Source organism: Streptomyces sp. HUAS 31 (genome assembly GCF_028198125.1).
Lineage (GTDB): Bacteria > Actinomycetota > Actinomycetes > Streptomycetales > Streptomycetaceae > Streptomyces > Streptomyces chartreusis.
Window position 1 is genome coordinate 5,915,227 of sequence record NZ_CP116353.1, and the last position, 15,501, is coordinate 5,930,727.

Below are 15,501 nucleotides of genomic sequence, written 5' to 3' on the forward strand. Positions count from 1 at the left end.
CGTTGGCGTGCAGAGCACACTCCTGTGGCAATGCGTCCACATCAGCTCCCGGCATGCCGCCGGTAGTCCGTCGGCGGGATGCCGTACGCGGCACGGAAGGCGCGGGCGAAGTCGGTGGCCCGGGGAAAGCCCCAGCGGGCGGCGATGGCGTGGACGGGGGTGTCGCGCTGCGCCGGGTCCGCGAGGTCGAAGCGGGCGCGCTCCAGACGCTGGCGTCGGATGAAGGCGGCGACGGTCTCGCCCCCGTCCTGGAAGAGGCGGTGCAGATGGCTCAGCGAGATGCCGTGTGCCGCGGCGACGGTCGTCGGCGTCAACTCCGGTTCGGACAGATGCCGTTGGACGAAGGCCACGACGCGTGACACCAGGGCCCGCCGGTGCGGGTCCGGCGCCGGGGCGGGGCCGGCCTCCAGCGCGCGGGTGAACAGCGCGGCGACCAGGTCGCACAGGACCGTCCCGAGGCGTGGTCCGTCGTAGGGCTGGAAGGTGCCGGTGTCCCGGGTGAGCCGGGCGAGGAACCGGGTCAGGAGCACCCCGACGCCGTCCCGGCACGGGAAGCGGCGGCCCAGGAGCGCCTCGGTCCGGCCCCGGGGCAGGGGCAACAGCGCCTCGGGCAGCCGGACGCAGACGTCACCCACGCGCAGGGCCGTGGCGCGGCCGGCCGGGACGACCAGTGCCTCGCCCTCTCGCAGGAGCAGCAGCTGGTAGTCGCGGCCGGCGTCCGGCGCGTTCGGCGGGTGCCGGACGATCAGCGGCCGGGTCCGCGCCGGCCACACCGTCACCGCGCCGAGCTCGATCGGCCGAGGCCCGGACAGGGCGGTCAGTCCCCCCATGAAATCCCCCACAGAGTTCCCTGTGCGCAGGTGAAGCTGCGCAACTGGGCAGCTTTTGCTGCCTGATGTGGTGGAACGTATGGGTTGATCCTGGTATCGGGGATGAACGGAAGGTGGCGTCAGCCGGAACTCTGCCGCCGGTGCCCGCTCGGCGGGACGCCGTAGGCGGCACGGAACGCGCGCGTGAACGAGGCGTGGTCCCGGAACCCCCAGCGGGCGGCGACCCGGTGGATCGGCAGGTCCCGCAGCCGCTCGTCGCCGAGGTCGCGGCGGGCGCGCTCCAGCCGTCGGCGGCGGATCAGCTCGGTGACCGTGGTCTCGCGGGTGCGGAAGAGGCGGTGCAGATAGCTGACGGAGATGTGGTGGGCGGCGGCGACGGCCCGCGGTGAGAGGTCCGGCTCGGACAGGTGCTCCTCGATGAACGCGTCGATGCGCAGCAGGAGGACGCCCGGACCCTGCTCGTCCGGCGCCGGGGTCTCCTCGTCGAGGTGATGCGCGAGGGTGGCGGCCACCAGATCGACGGCCACCGCGCCCAGCCCGGCCGCGTCACCGGAGGGGTGGGCGAGGGCGGGCTCCCCGGATTCGTACGGCTCGGCGGCCGGGCTCGGTGCCGCGGTCCTGTCCGGCGGGGTCCCGGTCGTCACGTCGGCCAGGAACTGGGTCAGCAGCGCCCCGATCCCAGCCCGCCCGGGCAGCGGTCTGCCGAGCAGGCCGTCCGCCCGTCTCGCTCTCGGCGGCAGCAGCGCTCGGGGCACATGGGCCCGCACCAGCGTCGCCGTGCCCCGGCCGGCGATTCGCACCCGCAGCGGCTGCGAGCTGTCGTAGAGCGCGAAGTCCCGTTCGCCCAGTGCCGCCTCGCGGCCGGCCTGCGCCACCCTCAGCGCACCCCGGCGGGCGAAGACCACGCAGCACAGCTCGGGGTCCGCCTGGCGGATCAGGCGTGCGGTGCGCCGGACGACGGAGGGCGAGAGGGTCAGCTCGGCGACGCCCACCGGGCCGATCTCCAGTGCCCGGGCCGTCGCGCGGAAGAGTTCGGGCGCGCTGCTCGTCACCGCCATCGGATGGTCGCAGTGGCGCAGGAAGTCGTCGAAGCGGGCCAGCCGTTCGGCCGCCGGTAAGTCCTCGCTGTGGAACACCGTCCTGATCACGAAAATCCCCCCGGATCCCGATATCGGACACCCAGATTCGTCGAACAGTCGATCGACGATCATATGTATGGGGACGTGTGTACGGCACCGCGTGGTTGATTCTCGAAAAAGGAGGGCGGGCCGTTACTTTTCGTTCACCTGATGGCCGCCGAGGGGACAATGTCCGGCGTCGAACGTCTCCTACGGTCGCAGGGATCCGTCCCGGAGAGAGCCCAGGTGTACGCGTGACCAACCCCCCGACACTGTCCGTGATCGTCCCCTGCTACAACATCGAGTCGTACGTACCCGAGACGGTGGCCAGTCTGGTCAACAACGAACGGGACGACTTCGAGTTCATCTTCGTCGAGGACCGGTCCACCAAGGACAAGACGTACGAAGCGTTGCTGACGCTGACGAAGAGACTGAAGAACAGCAGGGTGATACGGCACGAGAAGAACGGCGGACTGGCCACCGCGCGCAACACCGGCATCGACGCCTCGGAAGGCCGCTACATCACCTTCCTCGACGGCGACGACTGGCTGGCCCCGGGCTATCTCGCGGATCTGACGGACGCCATCGAGCGCCTCGACGTCGATTTCGTACGCACCGACCACGTTCAGGTCACCGGAATCGAACGGACCGTGCACCGGGCCCCCGAGGGCCGCCGGCACATCGCGCTCGACCCGCGCACCTCGATCCTCCCCGTCGACGACACCACCATGGTCGACTACCCCTACGCCTGGGCCGGCGTCTACCACCGCCGCCTCCTCGACAAGGGCATGCTGCGCTTCCACGACGGACTCAAGACCGCCGAGGACCGCCCCTGGATCTGGGACCTGCATCGCAGGGCCGACTCCTACGCCGTCGCCAGCCTGCGCGGCGTCTTCTACCGCCGGGGCGTGGCCAGTTCGCTCACCCAGATCGGTGACGTACGCCAGCTGGACTTCTTCCGCTCCTTCGACCTGGTCCTCGCCGAACTCGCCGACGACCCCGAGGTGAGCAGGCTGCGCAAGAAGGCACTGCGCAACTACTGCGTCGTCATCGCCCACCAGCTGCTCAGCCGCGGCCGATTCGAACGCAGCATCGCCGCCAGACTGAAGCAGATGGCCGCCGAGGCGCTGGGCAGGATGTCGGAGGACGAGCTGGAGGAAGCGCTCGTCGGGATGGGCGAGGAGCGCGTGTACATGTTGCGCCGGATACGGGGCGGCATGAAGGGAGTGGCGGCATGATCCAGATCTTCTTCTCGGCCACGCAGTACGCGGCCGCGACCGTCACCGCCGCCGTACGCGCCGGGCAGTTCGGCCCGCGCGAGGGCGTCCGCCGCATCCTCGTCGTCAGCAACACCGCCGCGATCCCCGAGGTCGGCACCCCGCTGGACCGGATGGCCGGCTTCGAGAAGCTGCGCCCCGAGTTCGACGAGGTGCGCTCCTGGAACGAGTTCATCTCCCCGCACCACCCGGCCGGCTGGTCGCCCCGCGGCCAGGACACCCTGCTGTGGGAGAAGGCCGTACGCCTCGCCTGGAACCTGGGCGACGAACCCGTCGAGATCGCCTGTGAGTCGATCCAGGCCAACCCCTCCCGCGCGGTCGCGGACATCTTCGCGGACAGCCCCATCCATGTGTACGCGGACGGCCTGATGAGCTACGGCCCCACCCGCAACCGCATCCCGCACGGCATGAGCAGCCGCATCAAGCGCGTCCTGCACCTGGACCTGGTGCCCGGCCTGACACCCATGCTGCTGTCCGAGTACGGCGTCGAGCCCGAGGCCGTCCCGAACGAGGCCATCGTCGACGTCCTCGCGCAGATCGGCGAGTCCGGCGCCGGCATCCTCGCCGAGCGCCTCCCGGCCGACAACCCGCCCACCGCCGTCCTCCTCGGCCAGTACCTCTCGGCCATCGAGCTGATCAGCCAGGACGAGGAGGAGCAGCTGCACATCCGCATGCTGCGCGCCGCCGCCCGGGCCGGTCACCAGGACGTGCTGTTCAAGCCGCACCCGAGCGCGCCGGCCGTCTTCAACGAGTCCCTGGAGGCGGTCGCCGCGGAACTCGGCGTCAACCTCGCGGTGCTCAACGAGCCCGTCCTCGCCGAGACCGTCTTCGCCTTCCTGAAGCCGAAGCTCGTCATCGGCTGCTTCTCGACCGCGCTGATGACCGCGGCCGCCTTCTACGGCATCCCGGTCGCCCGGGTCGGCACGGACATGCTCCTCGAACGCATCACGCCGTACGAGAACAGCAACCGCATACCGCTGACCATCATCGACGCGGCGCTGCCCGACGCGGAGAACGCCGAGCTCGGCTCGCCGCTCGAACTCGCCGGCATGGCCGAGGACCTGGCCCCGCTGGTGCGCAGCGTCGGCTACTGCATGCAGTCCCGCAAGCACCACGCCGTACGCGACGAGGTCACCGCCTGGCTCGGCGCCAACCTGGCGCGCTACCAGCACTACTTCAAGCGCCGCCGCCTCACCAGCCTGCGCCTGCCCGGCGGCAGCCCGGTCCGCGCGGAGGCCCTGCGCAGACACCCGGCGGTCCGCAGAGCGGTACGCCAGCTGCGGCAGACGACGCGGAAGTAACGGACGGCCTCGAAAACGCGTTCGGCGCGTCCCCCGGCCGGGGGACGCGCCGAACGCGTTGGGGGGGGCGGGGGCGCGCAGCGCCTCCCGGCAAGGGGCGCGGGGAACTGCGCGACCAGCCCCCACCGAGCCGCACCCGAACAACGGCCCACCTAGCGGAGCGTCAGCGCCCGCTTCAGCCGAGGTCCGAACGGCTTCTCCACGAACCGGTGCATCAGATAGGCCAGGGTCAGCAGACTCAGCACGGACAGCGCGAGCGTCGTGTACGAGCCGAGGCCGAGCCCCCGGTGCAGCACCCGGATGAAGAACCAGCCCAGGTGCTCGTGGATCAGATAGAAGGGGTACGTCAGCGCCCCCGCCAGCGTCAGCCAGTTCCAGTTGGCCCAGCGCGTCCAGCCCATCGCCACCACCGCGACCGCGGCGAACGCACAGAACACGATCGCCTGGATGACCAGCGGATCGCGGTGGAACTCGCCCTGCGCGCCCGGGTGCCACAGCGCCATGACGGAGTAGCGCTGGCCCAGCAGGAAGGACATGCCGACGATCCCCCACAGCAGCAGGTCGCTGCCGAAGCGGTGGATCAGGTACAGCGCGAGCCCGCCGATGAAGAACGGCGCATGGTCGCGCATCACCAGCTCGTCGGTGAGCGGGTTGTCGGCGACCCGGGCGAACGCGCCCGCCAGCGTCCACAGGATGCAGAAGGTGACCACCCGCTTGTAGGTGACGCCCTTCCAGATCACGAACACGGCGAAGAGCACGTAGAACTTCAGCTCCACCCACAGCGTCCAGCACACGCCCAGGACCCGCGGCACGCCCAGCGGCTGCTGCATCATCGTGAGGTTGACCAGGAACTCGTCCGGCCGGACCGGGTGGACGACGACCGGCAGCAGCACCGCGGCGCCGGTCACCATGACGATCGCCACCCAGTACGCCGGGTAGAGGCGGGAGATCCGGGAGCGGAAGAAGTCGCCGAGGGTACGCCCCCAGCTGCTCATGCAGATCACGAACCCGCTGATGACGAAGAAGAACTGCACGCCCAGGCTGCCGTAGGTGGACAGCTGCGACAGCGTCGGGAACATCTCCCCGGGGGACTGGTGCCAGGAGTTGGCGACCTCGCCGTTCTTGCCGGTGAAGTGATACATGCACACCATCAGCGCGGCCATCAGCCGCAGACCGTCCAGGGCACGCAGCCGGTTCTCGCGCTTGGGCCGGACGGGAGGCCGCTCGGCCAGGACCTCGTTCAGCCGGGGTGCCGCCGGCACCGGCGGTGCCGTGGCCTGGTCAGCCGCGCTCATCCTGGGACCCTTCTCCTGGAAGTCTCGAGGTGCGTTCAGTCGTACGTGATGGACGGTGCCATTTCATACGACGACCGAACGCTATGTCCCTCGGACGGGTGAAAGGTGAGTGACGGCTGACGCTCAGGGAGCGCAAAGGTGTCACACGGATGAACGACCACCCCGGGTCGGTTACTTCCGGCCGGCCACCTGCTTCAGCGCACGGGCCCGCCGCGCCAGTCGGCGCACGGTTGCGTTGCGCGGGATGAAGGAGAGCTGGGCCGGCACGGCCCCGGGCAGGGCCAGCGCGGTCAGGCGCTTGCGCTTGAAGTAGCGCCAGGTGTGCGGGTTCAGATGCTTGGAGAGATAGGCCTCGGCCGTGCCGCGCAGCCCCGGGTAGATCTTCGGCTGCATCGCGAAGCCGACCGCCCCCAGCAGCGCGGCCAGTTCGTCCACCCGCTCCCGCGAGGGCATCGTCCAGCCGCTCACCGCGGAGCCGTCCGCGATGTCCGGCAGCACCGCGTCGACGATGGTCAGCGGCACGCGGTTGCTGTTCTGGTACGGCGTGAGCCGGGCCAGCACGGCATCGGTGCCGACCCGCGCGACCGGCAGGTTGTACAGACCGGCGGCGGTGAACAGCGCGGTGGAGAAGCAGCCGACGACGAGCGCGGGCCGCAGCCGCTGGAAGGCGACCTCGGCGAGCACGGGACGGTCCAGCAGGGTCAGTTCGGCGCCCAGCTTCTCCGCCTCGTCCTCCAGAAGCCTCGACCAGCGGGCCGGTGCGACCGGGTGCGGCTTGAACACCAGCCTGCGGTGCCCGAGCGCGACGGCGCCGCGCACCATCTTCAGATGCAGGTCCTCCTCCTCGGCGTCGGTGAGGATGCCGAGCGCGGAGAGGTACTGGCCGAGCAGCAGCGCCGGCTGTTCGGCCCCGGACGGCGAGGGCAGCGCGGCCTCCGCCTCGGAGAGCTCGCCGAGCACCTTCAGGAACACCTCGGACGGCACCAGTTCGGACGGGACGCCGAACTCGGTGAGCAGCAGCGGGGTGAGGCCCGGGACGAGATCGAGGTGCAGCAGCCGGCCGATCCGGGTGCCGACCAGCGGGTCGATCTTGTCGCGCGTGGGGCCATAGCTTATGAGGCCGTCCGCGTAGACATCGACGGGAGCGCCGGTGAACAGCTGGCACAGCGCGAGCGCCGGATTGACCTGGACGGACTCCACGGCCAGCTGGATCTCGTCGTCACCGAGGTTCCACAGCAGCCGTACGTACCGCTCCCACATGGGGATGTCGTCGGCGCGGGGGGACCAACCGCTCGGGTGGAACGGGGAGATGGTCTCGTTCCAGGACAGCACCTCGTCGAAGCGGCCGCGCAGCCGGTCGAAGCCCGGCATCGTGTCGACGGACGGGGTGATCTCGGGGTTGACCGCGTTGTTGGTGACCAGCAGCAGCCTGCGGTCGGCCGGTTCGAAAAGCCCGGCGTCCAGGGCGGCGGCGAGCGTCGCGGCGCCGTACAGGGTCGAGGCGCAGAAGATCTGGGTGGTGCGAGGCATCAGGCGGCCACCGTCCGGGCCCCGACCGCCCTGCGGCGCACCCGCCGCAGCCGGGCCGCGCGCTGCGCGTCCATCGAGTCCATTACCTCCGCGAGGACGTCCTGCGGCATTCTTTTCAGAGCGGCGGCGCTCATCGAGCGCAGTTTTCGAGCCACGGCGGGTTCGAACCTCTCGATTTGTCCGAGATGATGAGCCATGATCGCGCAATAGGTGCGCACGGCTTTCGGAAGCAGTTTATCTGCCTGCGGGTCACGCGCCGTTTCCTCGATTACCTGGTCGAACGCGCGAATGAAATCGAGCTGCCGAACATCACCGATCTGGGTGAGAGACGACGCCACTCCGCGCCGGTAGTAGACACCGAGCAGTCCCACCGCGGCGAAGGATTCCGCCTCCCGGTGCAGTTTCCAGATCCACGGCCGGTCCTCGGCGGTACGCAGCCCATGGGTGAACTGCAGGATTCCGCGGTCGGCCAGGCGGCGGTGGTAGATCCCGGCCCACGCGTACGCGTAGTCCACGGACGTCGAGCGGTCGGCGGGGAGGATCGCCTCGCGCGGGTTCATCACCGTCCAGCGCCGGCCGTGCGGCACCCGGTGGATGCTGCGCGCCCGCCCGGTGGACTGCACATGGTCGGTGCGCACGAAGTCGCACCCCAACTCCTGGATGGCGGACAGCAGCTGCGGGAAGTAGCCGGGGGCGAGCCAGTCGTCGCCGTCCAGGAACGTCAGGTACTCGCCGCGCGCCTTTTCGATTCCGGTGTTCCGCGCGGTGGCCAGCCCTCCGTTCTGCTCGTGTCTGACGAGCACGGCGCCCGGCAGCTCGCGCTCGGCGCGCGCGAGGATGTCGGGTGTCCCGTCCGTCGAGCAGTCGTCGACGAGGATGAACTCGAAGTCCTCACGTGTGTTCGCACGCAGGCTCTTCAGGGTGTCTGGCGCGTATTGCTGCACGTTGTAGAACGGCACGATGACGGAGAGCTTGACCACGGGAGGGACGTTAGGGGTCGGTCCGGCATCCGTCTTTACTCGCAGCTTGATGTCAGGTGAACGACACGTGGCGATGCAGTGAACCAGGCTTTTTTTCAACGACTTCGGGCCTCGCTTCGTCGTTAGTCGATGTGCTGTTAACCGTTTGTTGCATTCTGGTTGGTGAGAACCTTGAAATCGCTTCCTAGCGTCAACGACGTGCCAGCAAGTGCGAAGAAGACCCGGCGAGTGGCCGTACTCGCGGATTCCGACACCCGGTGGAAATGGGGCGCGCTCACCGCGAACCGTATCGCTCCGGAGGATTCGGACATCCGTCTGGACGGCTACCTCCTGCGTGGCCGGGCCACCCCCACCGCCCGCCAACTCCAGGAAGTCGGCGTGCACGCCGACTCCCTGAACGAGGTCACCGCCGTCGAGTTCCTGCGCACCATGGCCAAGGAGCGGTACGACGTCCTGGTGCTCGCCCTCGTCGGCGGCGGCGTCCAGGCCATGCTGCACGGCCTGAAGCGGGTGTGGGAGGACCGCTCCGACCGCCCCGTCGTCGTCACCGGCTACGTCGGCGTCGTCTACGAGAAGCTCGCCGACGGCCTGCTCCTGCGGCACGGCGCGGACCTCGTCCTCGCCAACTCCCGCCAGGACGCCGAGCGCTTCCGCGCGGTGTACGAGGGAGTCGGCGCCGACGCCTCCTCGGTGACCGAGGTCGCCCTGCCGTTCCTCGGCGGGGAGCCCTACACCGGCGAGCACGACCCGTACACGGTCGTCTTCGCGGCCCAGCCCTCCGTGCCGGACAACCGCAAGGACCGTACCTACCTGCTGAACCGGCTGATCCAGCACGCCCGAAAGCACCCCGAGCGCGAGGTGCTGCTCAAGCTGCGCTCCAAGCCGGGCGAGCACACCACGCACATCGAGGAACTGCCGTACCAGAAGCTCGTCCAGCGGCTCGAACCGCCGGCCAACTTCAAACTGGTGTACGGCAACATGGGCGAGGTCCTCGACCGCACCGACCTGATGGTCACCATCAGCTCCACGGCCGCGCTGGAGTCGCTGCACCGCCGTATCCCCACCGTCGTCCTGACCGACCTCGGCGTGCGCGAGGTGCTCGGCAACCACCACTTCGTGGGATCCGGCTGCCTCGCCTCCTGGGACCAGCTGGACGAGGGACACCGCCCGGCACCCGACGAGGAGTGGGTGTCCCGGCAGGGTGTGTGCGCCGACGGCACCTACGCCACCGCCTTCGACCCGGCCCGCGAGCGCATCGCCAAGCTGCTCGGGCGGCCCGGCGGACTGCCCGCCCTCACGCCGTACTACACGCCGGCCACCGCGCCCGGCTACCTGCCCGGCATCCTCGCCCGCCACCACCTCGGCCCGGACGGCAGCCCGCTGCCCGGCGCCCCCGCCCACGACCGTGAGCCCGGCCCCGTCCGCCAGATAGTGCGCCGGGCGGCACGCGGCGCCTACCGGCACGGCGTGCAGCGCGTGGCGCCCGTCATCCGGCGGATGGGGGAGCTGTGAGCGATCCGACCGGGGCGCCGGGACGCGCCCCGAAGCCTTTGCAAAGAGCCCAAGGAGTGGAGCCCATGTCCAACCCGGAAGCAGGTCAAGGCACTTCGGTGCCCCGCGTGCTCGCCGTCATCCCCGCGCGCGGCGGCTCCAAGGGGGTGCCCGCGAAGAACCTGATGCCCGTCGGCGGCGTACCGCTGGTGGCGCGTGCGGTGCGCGAGTGCCGGGCCTCGCGGCTCGTGACGGACGTCATCGTCTCCACCGACGACCAGGGCATCGCCGCCGCCGCCCGGCAGGCCGGCGCCGAGGTCGTGCTGCGCCCCGCCGCCATCGCCGGCGACACCGCCACCTCCGAGGCCGCCGTCCTGCACGCCATGGACGCCCACGAGACGCTGCACGGCGGCCCTGTGGACGTCGTGCTCCTCGTGCAGTGCACCAGCCCGTTCATCGTCCGCGAGGACATCGACGCCGTGGTCAAGGCCATCGTCGCCAACGGCGCCGACACCTCCCTGACCGTCGCGCCCTTCCACGGCTTCGTGTGGCGCCACGGCGACGACGAGCCCGCGGAGACCGAACGCGCGGCCGCCGGCGGCGGCTTCGGCGTCAACCACGACAAGTCCTTCCGCCCCCGCCGCCAGGACCGCCCCCAGGACTTCCTGGAGACCGGCGCCGCCTACGCGATGAACGCCGGCGGCTTCCGCGAGCACAAGCACCGCTTCTTCGGCCGCACCGAACTCGTGCGCACCGACCCCGCCCGGGTGCTGGAGATCGACGATCCGCACGACCTGGCCCGCGCCCGCGCGCTGGCGCCGCTGTTCGACGCGGACCGTCCCGGCGCCCTCCCGACCACGGACGACATCGACGCGGTCGTACTGGACTTCGACGGCACCCAGACGGACGACAGGGTGCTGATCGATGCCGATGGAAAGGAGTTCGTCTCCGTGCACCGCGGAGACGGCCTCGGCATCGCCGCCCTGCGCAAGAGCGGCCTGAAGATGCTGATCCTGTCCACGGAGCAGAACCCGGTCGTCGCCGCCCGCGCACGGAAGCTGCAGATTCCCGTGCTGCACGGCATCGACCGGAAGGACCTCGCCCTCAAGCAGTGGTGCGAGGAGCAGGGCATCGCGCCTGAGCGCGTGCTCTACGTCGGCAACGACGTCAACGACCTCCCGTGCTTCGCCCTCGTGGGCTGGCCCGTGGCGGTCGCGAGCGCCCACGACGTCGTGCGCGGCGCCGCACGCGCGGTCACGGCCACACCCGGTGGTGACGGCGCCATCCGAGAGATCGCCAGCTGGATCCTCGGCCCCTCTCTCGATTCCCTCACCAAGTAAGGACATCTCCTGCCATGAGCACCTACTCCCGTCTGCGCAACTTCGGCTCCCGTGAGGTCGGCCCCGGCAAGCCGGTCTACATCTGCGGCGAGATCGGCATCAACCACAACGGTGAGCTGGAGAACGCCTTCAAGCTCATCGACGTGGCCGCCGAGGCCGGCTGTGACGCCGTCAAGTTCCAGAAGCGCACCCCGGAGATCTGCACCCCGCGCGACCAGTGGGACATCGAGCGCGACACCCCCTGGGGCCGGATGACCTACATCGACTACCGCCACCGGGTGGAGTTCGGTGAGGACGAGTACCGCCAGATCGACGAGCACTGCAAGAAGCGGGGCATCGACTGGTTCGCCTCCCCGTGGGACACCGAGGCCGTCGCCTTCCTGGAGAAGTTCGACGTCCCCGCCCACAAGGTCGCCTCCGCGTCCCTCACCGACGACGAACTGCTGCGCGCCCTGCGCGCCACCGGCCGCGCCGTCATCCTCTCCACCGGCATGTCGACGCCGAAGCAGATCCGCCACGCGGTCGAGGTCCTCGGCTCGGACAACATCCTCATGTGCCACGCCACCTCCACCTACCCGGCGAAGGCCGAGGAGCTGAACCTCCGCGCCATCAACACGCTGGAGAAGGAGTTCCCGAACGTCCCGATCGGCTACTCCGGCCACGAGACGGGCCTGCAGACCACCCTCGCCGCGGTCGCGCTCGGGGCGACCTTCGTCGAGCGCCACATCACCCTGGACCGCGCCATGTGGGGTTCGGACCAGGCCGCCTCGGTCGAGCCGCAGGGCCTGACCCGCCTCGTCCGCGACATCCGCACCATCGAGGAGTCCCTCGGCGACGGCGTCAAGAAGGTCTACGACTCCGAGCTCGGCCCGATGAAGAAGCTGCGCCGCGTCGCCGGTGTGGTCGCCGAGGCCGAGATCGCCGCGGCCGCGGGCGAGCCGGTTCAGGTCTGACCCGAACGCACCGAGATCCAATAGTGCGCCGAGTCCGAGTGCCCCGAAGCGGGCGCTCGGACTCGGCGCCCCCAGTGCTCCGTCCACACGAGTGAATACGAGCGCCGTATGAGCGCCTTACGACGGGTAGGTCGTACGTCGATGAGCCCCCGAGCCGGGAACACCGGCCCTCACACTCTCGCCTTCGTCGAGAGCCCGGTACAGCTCCTCAACGTGCTGGAGTGGGCGCACGCCCGCGAGCACGCCCTCGGCGCGGGACTCACCCTCGTCGTCCTCTCCCCGATCGACCCCATGACCCGCGGCCAGCTGCGCCGAATGGCCGAACTGGCGCGCGAGGACGGGCACGAGGTGCGCTGGGAGGAGGCGCGGGGCGGTGCGACAGCGCCATTCCACACCATCGGCGGCCTCACGGGCCTGCTCCGCAGGGCCGACCGGGTGGTTCTCGGCGACCCGTTCTCCCGCTACGTACAGCTCCTGCTGACGATCACCAAGGCCCGCGATCTCGTCGTCGTCGACGACGGCACCGCGACCATGGAGTTCGTCACCCAGCTCGCCCGCGGTGAGCGGCTGGTGCGCTGGCACCGCAAGGGCGGCCGGCCCGGCCCCCGCGACCTGGTCTTCGCGCCCGTCTCCTCCGTCGCCCGCAAGCGCCTCACGCCGAGCGAGCACCGGCACGTCGAGATCTTCTCCTCGATGCCGATGGACACGACGCCCGAGGGCGTGACGGTCACCGCCAACACCTTCGCCTGGACCCGCGACCGCTTCGGGCCGCCCCGCATCACCAAGGGCGCGGACATGGTCGGTACGTCCCTCGTCGAGACCGGCGTGGTCGACGGCGACCGCTATCTGGAGGCGGTGCGCTCCCTGGCCAAGGCGCACGGCGCCACCCGCTACTTCGCCCACCGCCGCGAGAGCGCGGAGAAGCTGCACCGGCTGGCGGTGGAGACCGGCCTGGAGATCGTGCGCCCGGACCTCCCGCTGGAGCTGATCGCCCGGCGCGGCCCCATAGGCCGCACGATCCTGAGCTTCCCGTCGACCGTGGTGCACACCCTGCCGCTGGCCCTGTCCGGCACCGACGTACGCGTCGCGGTCTGCGACATCGACCCGGCCTGGCTGACGGAGAACGCCTCACCCCGCGCCCAGGGCTTCCTGTCCGGAGTGACGGGAACGGCCCGGGACGTGCACCGGCTGTCGGCGGTGAGCGCGGTCTGAGACCGGCGTGGACCGAGGCCGGCGCGGCTTGAGACCAGCGCAGTCCAGGCCGGCGCCGGGGAAGCGCGTCAGCGCCCTCCGGCAAGAGGCTTCTCGGCGAGGAGGAAGGCGCGCGGGCGCTTCTCCTCGCCGTCCGGCTCCCGCACGGTCCGCGCGTACAGCCGCAGCCCCGCGTCGAGCAGGTGTGCGATGACGCGGTCCGGGGTGCGCCAGTGGTAGTCCAGCGAGATCTCCTGCCCGAAGCGCTCGCTCAGGTGCAGCCGGTCCTCGGAGTCGCCGGACTGGAACGCCAGCAGCACCGGGGCGCCGGGCCGCAGCACCCGGTGGAACTCGGCGAACGTCCCCGGCAGGTGGTCGTCGGGGACATGGATGAGCGAGTACAGCGCGAGGATCCCGCCCAGCGTCTCGTCCGGCAGGTCCAGCGCGGTCATCGAGCCCACGTGGAAGCGGAGTTCGGGGTGGGCCCGCCGGGCCAGCGCCACCATCCGGGGCGACAGATCCACACCGAAGACCGGCGTGCCCAGCGCATGCAGATGCGCGGTCACCGAGCCGGGCCCGCTGCCCAGATCGGCGACGGGCGCCGGCGCGTGCTCGCGGGCCAGCTCGGCAAAGGCGCTGACCAGGGACCGGTCCAGCGGACTGCTGTCGGCCTGCCAGTCGGAGAAACGGTCCGCGTAGGCGGAGGCGATGGCGTCGTACGAGACACGGGTGGCCTCGAGGAAGTCGGCGTACTCGGAGTGCGTGGGGTACTCGGCGGTCACGGGCCGCACCCTAGTGCGGCCGACGGACGTGCGTCCGGGAGTTCACCGGGGGTGTGCGATCCCGACAGTTGACTGCTCCCCTCCCTGGAAGTGAGGGGATTCCTGGCTCAGGCAGCCTTTGGAGCGGCGCTCCAGGAGGTCTTGCGCCCTCGGCACCAGACGGGGCCAGACCAGCCCGGACGAGCCGTACGTCCCGCGCGTGCTTATGGCCCATCTCGACCAAGGCCTTCTTGGCGGCGCCGATCGCGGCGTCCGCCGCCTTGCGCGCCATGGTGGTCTTGGCCAGGAACTTCGGGCGGAAATCCTCTACGGCGATGGCGTCATGATCCCGGACGACCTTCTTGGCCCACTTGCGAGCGGCATCCTGCCGCTGCCGTGCGATCTTCTGGTAGGTCCTCGCCCGCCATCTCTGAGCCTCCTGGTAGCCCTTGGACCTGGTTTGTCCCTTGGCCGGTCTGCGGCGAGCCGTCATGCGGTCGTACCGGTACAGCTTCGCCTGTGCCTGCTTGCCGAACTCGGCATGCGGGAGGTCATGGGCGTCGGAGGTGGTGGTGGCGATCTCCTTCACACCCCAGTCAACTCCGAGCACCAGACCGGTCTCCCTCAGTGGCTCGACCCGGGCGGGGACGACGAACGAGGCGTACCAATGGCCCACGCTGTCCTGGTACACACGCACGCTGGTCGGGGCGGCGGGCAGGTTCCGGGACCACACCACGGTCAGGACGATCCCGCCGGCCAGGTGCAGTCGTCCGCCCTTGAGCCGGAACCCGCGCCGGGTGTAGTTCAGCGTCGGCCGTGTCCCGTGCTTCTTCTTGTATCCGGGCATTCCGGCTCGCCGCATCTGGGGCACCCGGTCGTCGATGTCCTTCAGGGCCTTGGCGCGGGAGCGGCCGAAGTCCCGGATGATCTGCTGCTGCGCTACCGAGGAGCCCTTGGCCAGCCACGGCGTGACGGCGCGCGCTTCGGTGAGCATCCGGTCCAGTTGCGCCGGGCCGCAGGTCTGCTTCGCCTCCGGATGGGCCTGGTTGTGGGCGTACACAGCCTTCGACTTGGCCACGCACTCGTTCCAGACCCAACGGCTTCGGTTCCACTCCGTCATCAGCGCCGTGCGAGCTGCGGACGAGACACGTAGCCGATAGCCGTACCGGGCGTGCCCGGGCTCCGCAGCCGCCTTCCTCGACTCCGTGCCCCCTCATGCTCCCGGCCGGGGACGTCGATGGCATCCCGGGCATTCCAAGGGGAACGTACGTACGCCTGCCGGGTCCATGGGTGCCGATTTCGCGATCATCACCCGAATCCGCGATGGAGCCGCATATGCGTTCGTATTCCTCAAGGCGGTCTCAGCATCCGGATGCCGCCGCTCTCGGGTGTGAGTGGCGAGGCATCCTTGCCAGGAGTGGGTGAACACAACCG

The 15,501-nt window shown here is 70.2% G+C and carries 13 protein-coding genes; 6 read left to right on the forward strand and 7 right to left on the reverse strand.

What is annotated here, in order from left to right; translation table 11 throughout:
• Positions 1-41 precede the first annotated feature (41 nt).
• Positions 42-830, reverse strand: coding sequence for a helix-turn-helix domain-containing protein (locus PGH47_RS26480; protein ID WP_271665488.1), 789 nt, complete (start codon positions 828-830; stop codon positions 42-44).
• Between the two features lie 119 nt (positions 831-949).
• A complete protein-coding gene (locus tag PGH47_RS26485; RefSeq protein ID WP_271665489.1) occupies positions 950-1,978 on the reverse strand; it encodes a helix-turn-helix domain-containing protein in 1,029 nt (342 codons plus the stop codon).
• A 224-nt stretch (positions 1,979-2,202) separates the two neighbouring features.
• On the opposite strand from PGH47_RS26485, the gene PGH47_RS26490 reads away from it, so the two are divergent.
• Together PGH47_RS26490 and PGH47_RS26495 are read left to right on the forward strand one after the other, a co-directional pair.
• Complete coding sequence (locus tag PGH47_RS26490) at positions 2,203-3,186, forward strand: glycosyltransferase family 2 protein (protein ID WP_271665490.1); 984 nt, start codon at positions 2,203-2,205, stop codon at positions 3,184-3,186.
• Positions 3,183-4,526 carry a polysialyltransferase family glycosyltransferase gene (locus tag PGH47_RS26495; RefSeq protein WP_271665491.1) on the forward strand — a complete coding sequence of 448 codons (1,344 nt, stop codon included), beginning with the start codon at positions 3,183-3,185 and terminating at the stop codon, positions 4,524-4,526. The genes PGH47_RS26490 and PGH47_RS26495 overlap by 4 nt, the downstream gene beginning before the upstream one ends.
• Positions 4,527-4,678: 152 nt before the next feature.
• Here the strand turns inward: PGH47_RS26495 and PGH47_RS26500 are convergent, their stop codons facing one another.
• The 3 genes from PGH47_RS26500 to PGH47_RS26510 all read right to left on the reverse strand — a co-directional run bounded on the left by PGH47_RS26500 (position 4,679) and on the right by PGH47_RS26510 (position 8,331).
• Positions 4,679-5,821: an acyltransferase family protein gene (locus tag PGH47_RS26500; RefSeq protein ID WP_214335170.1), complete on the reverse strand. Its 1,143-nt coding sequence runs from the start codon at positions 5,819-5,821 to the stop codon at positions 4,679-4,681.
• Positions 5,822-5,992: 171 nt separating this feature from the next.
• Complete coding sequence (locus tag PGH47_RS26505) at positions 5,993-7,351, reverse strand: polysialyltransferase family glycosyltransferase (protein ID WP_271665492.1); 1,359 nt, start codon at positions 7,349-7,351, stop codon at positions 5,993-5,995.
• The gene (locus PGH47_RS26510) at positions 7,351-8,331 is read right to left on the reverse strand and encodes a glycosyltransferase family 2 protein (RefSeq protein ID WP_271668159.1); all 981 of its coding nucleotides are present in this window, start codon (positions 8,329-8,331) and stop codon (positions 7,351-7,353) included. Before PGH47_RS26510 ends, PGH47_RS26505 begins: the two co-directional genes overlap by 1 nt.
• 198 nt (positions 8,332-8,529) lie before the next feature.
• Here PGH47_RS26510 and PGH47_RS26515 point away from each other — a divergent pair, with 198 nt between their 5' ends.
• The 4 genes from PGH47_RS26515 (at position 8,530) to PGH47_RS26530 (ending at position 13,327) form a co-directional block, all read left to right on the forward strand.
• The gene (locus tag PGH47_RS26515) at positions 8,530-9,843 is read left to right on the forward strand and encodes a DUF6716 putative glycosyltransferase (RefSeq protein ID WP_271665493.1); all 1,314 of its coding nucleotides are present in this window, start codon (positions 8,530-8,532) and stop codon (positions 9,841-9,843) included.
• A gap of 65 nt (positions 9,844-9,908) precedes the next feature.
• Positions 9,909-11,162: an N-acylneuraminate cytidylyltransferase gene (locus tag PGH47_RS26520; protein ID WP_271665494.1), complete on the forward strand. Its 1,254-nt coding sequence runs from the start codon at positions 9,909-9,911 to the stop codon at positions 11,160-11,162.
• Between the two features lie 14 nt (positions 11,163-11,176).
• Positions 11,177-12,115, forward strand: a complete 939-nt coding sequence (locus tag PGH47_RS26525; protein ID WP_030967084.1) for an N-acetylneuraminate synthase family protein — start codon at positions 11,177-11,179, stop codon at positions 12,113-12,115.
• 141 nt (positions 12,116-12,256) lie between these two features.
• Entirely contained in the window at positions 12,257-13,327 is a 1,071-nt protein-coding gene (locus PGH47_RS26530) for a hypothetical protein (RefSeq protein ID WP_269640773.1), read from the forward strand.
• A gap of 68 nt (positions 13,328-13,395) precedes the next feature.
• Here the strand turns inward: PGH47_RS26530 and PGH47_RS26535 are convergent, their stop codons facing one another.
• On the reverse strand, positions 13,396-14,088 hold the full coding sequence (locus tag PGH47_RS26535) for a class I SAM-dependent methyltransferase (protein WP_271665495.1): 693 nt from the start codon (positions 14,086-14,088) through the stop codon (positions 13,396-13,398).
• Between the two features lie 10 nt (positions 14,089-14,098).
• Positions 14,099-15,187: an RNA-guided endonuclease InsQ/TnpB family protein gene (locus PGH47_RS26540; protein WP_271665496.1), complete on the reverse strand. Its 1,089-nt coding sequence runs from the start codon at positions 15,185-15,187 to the stop codon at positions 14,099-14,101.
• Positions 15,188-15,501: the final 314 nt, after the last annotated feature.

Bases quoted from the DNA above. Each gene is read 5' to 3' on its own strand.
- PGH47_RS26480 (WP_271665488.1), bottom strand. From the start codon at position 830: ATGGGGGGACTGACCGCCCTGTCCGGGCCTCGGCCGATCGAGCTCGGC.
- PGH47_RS26495 (WP_271665491.1), top strand. From the start codon at position 3,183: ATGATCCAGATCTTCTTCTCGGCCACGCAGTACGCGGCCGCGACCGTC.
- PGH47_RS26500 (WP_214335170.1), bottom strand. From the start codon at position 5,821: ATGAGCGCGGCTGACCAGGCCACGGCACCGCCGGTGCCGGCGGCACCC.
- PGH47_RS26505 (WP_271665492.1), bottom strand. From the start codon at position 7,351: ATGCCTCGCACCACCCAGATCTTCTGCGCCTCGACCCTGTACGGCGCC.
- PGH47_RS26520 (WP_271665494.1), top strand. From the start codon at position 9,909: ATGTCCAACCCGGAAGCAGGTCAAGGCACTTCGGTGCCCCGCGTGCTC.
- PGH47_RS26525 (WP_030967084.1), top strand. From the start codon at position 11,177: ATGAGCACCTACTCCCGTCTGCGCAACTTCGGCTCCCGTGAGGTCGGC.
- PGH47_RS26530 (WP_269640773.1), top strand. From the start codon at position 12,257: ATGAGCCCCCGAGCCGGGAACACCGGCCCTCACACTCTCGCCTTCGTC.
- PGH47_RS26540 (WP_271665496.1), bottom strand. From the start codon at position 15,187: ATGACGGAGTGGAACCGAAGCCGTTGGGTCTGGAACGAGTGCGTGGCC.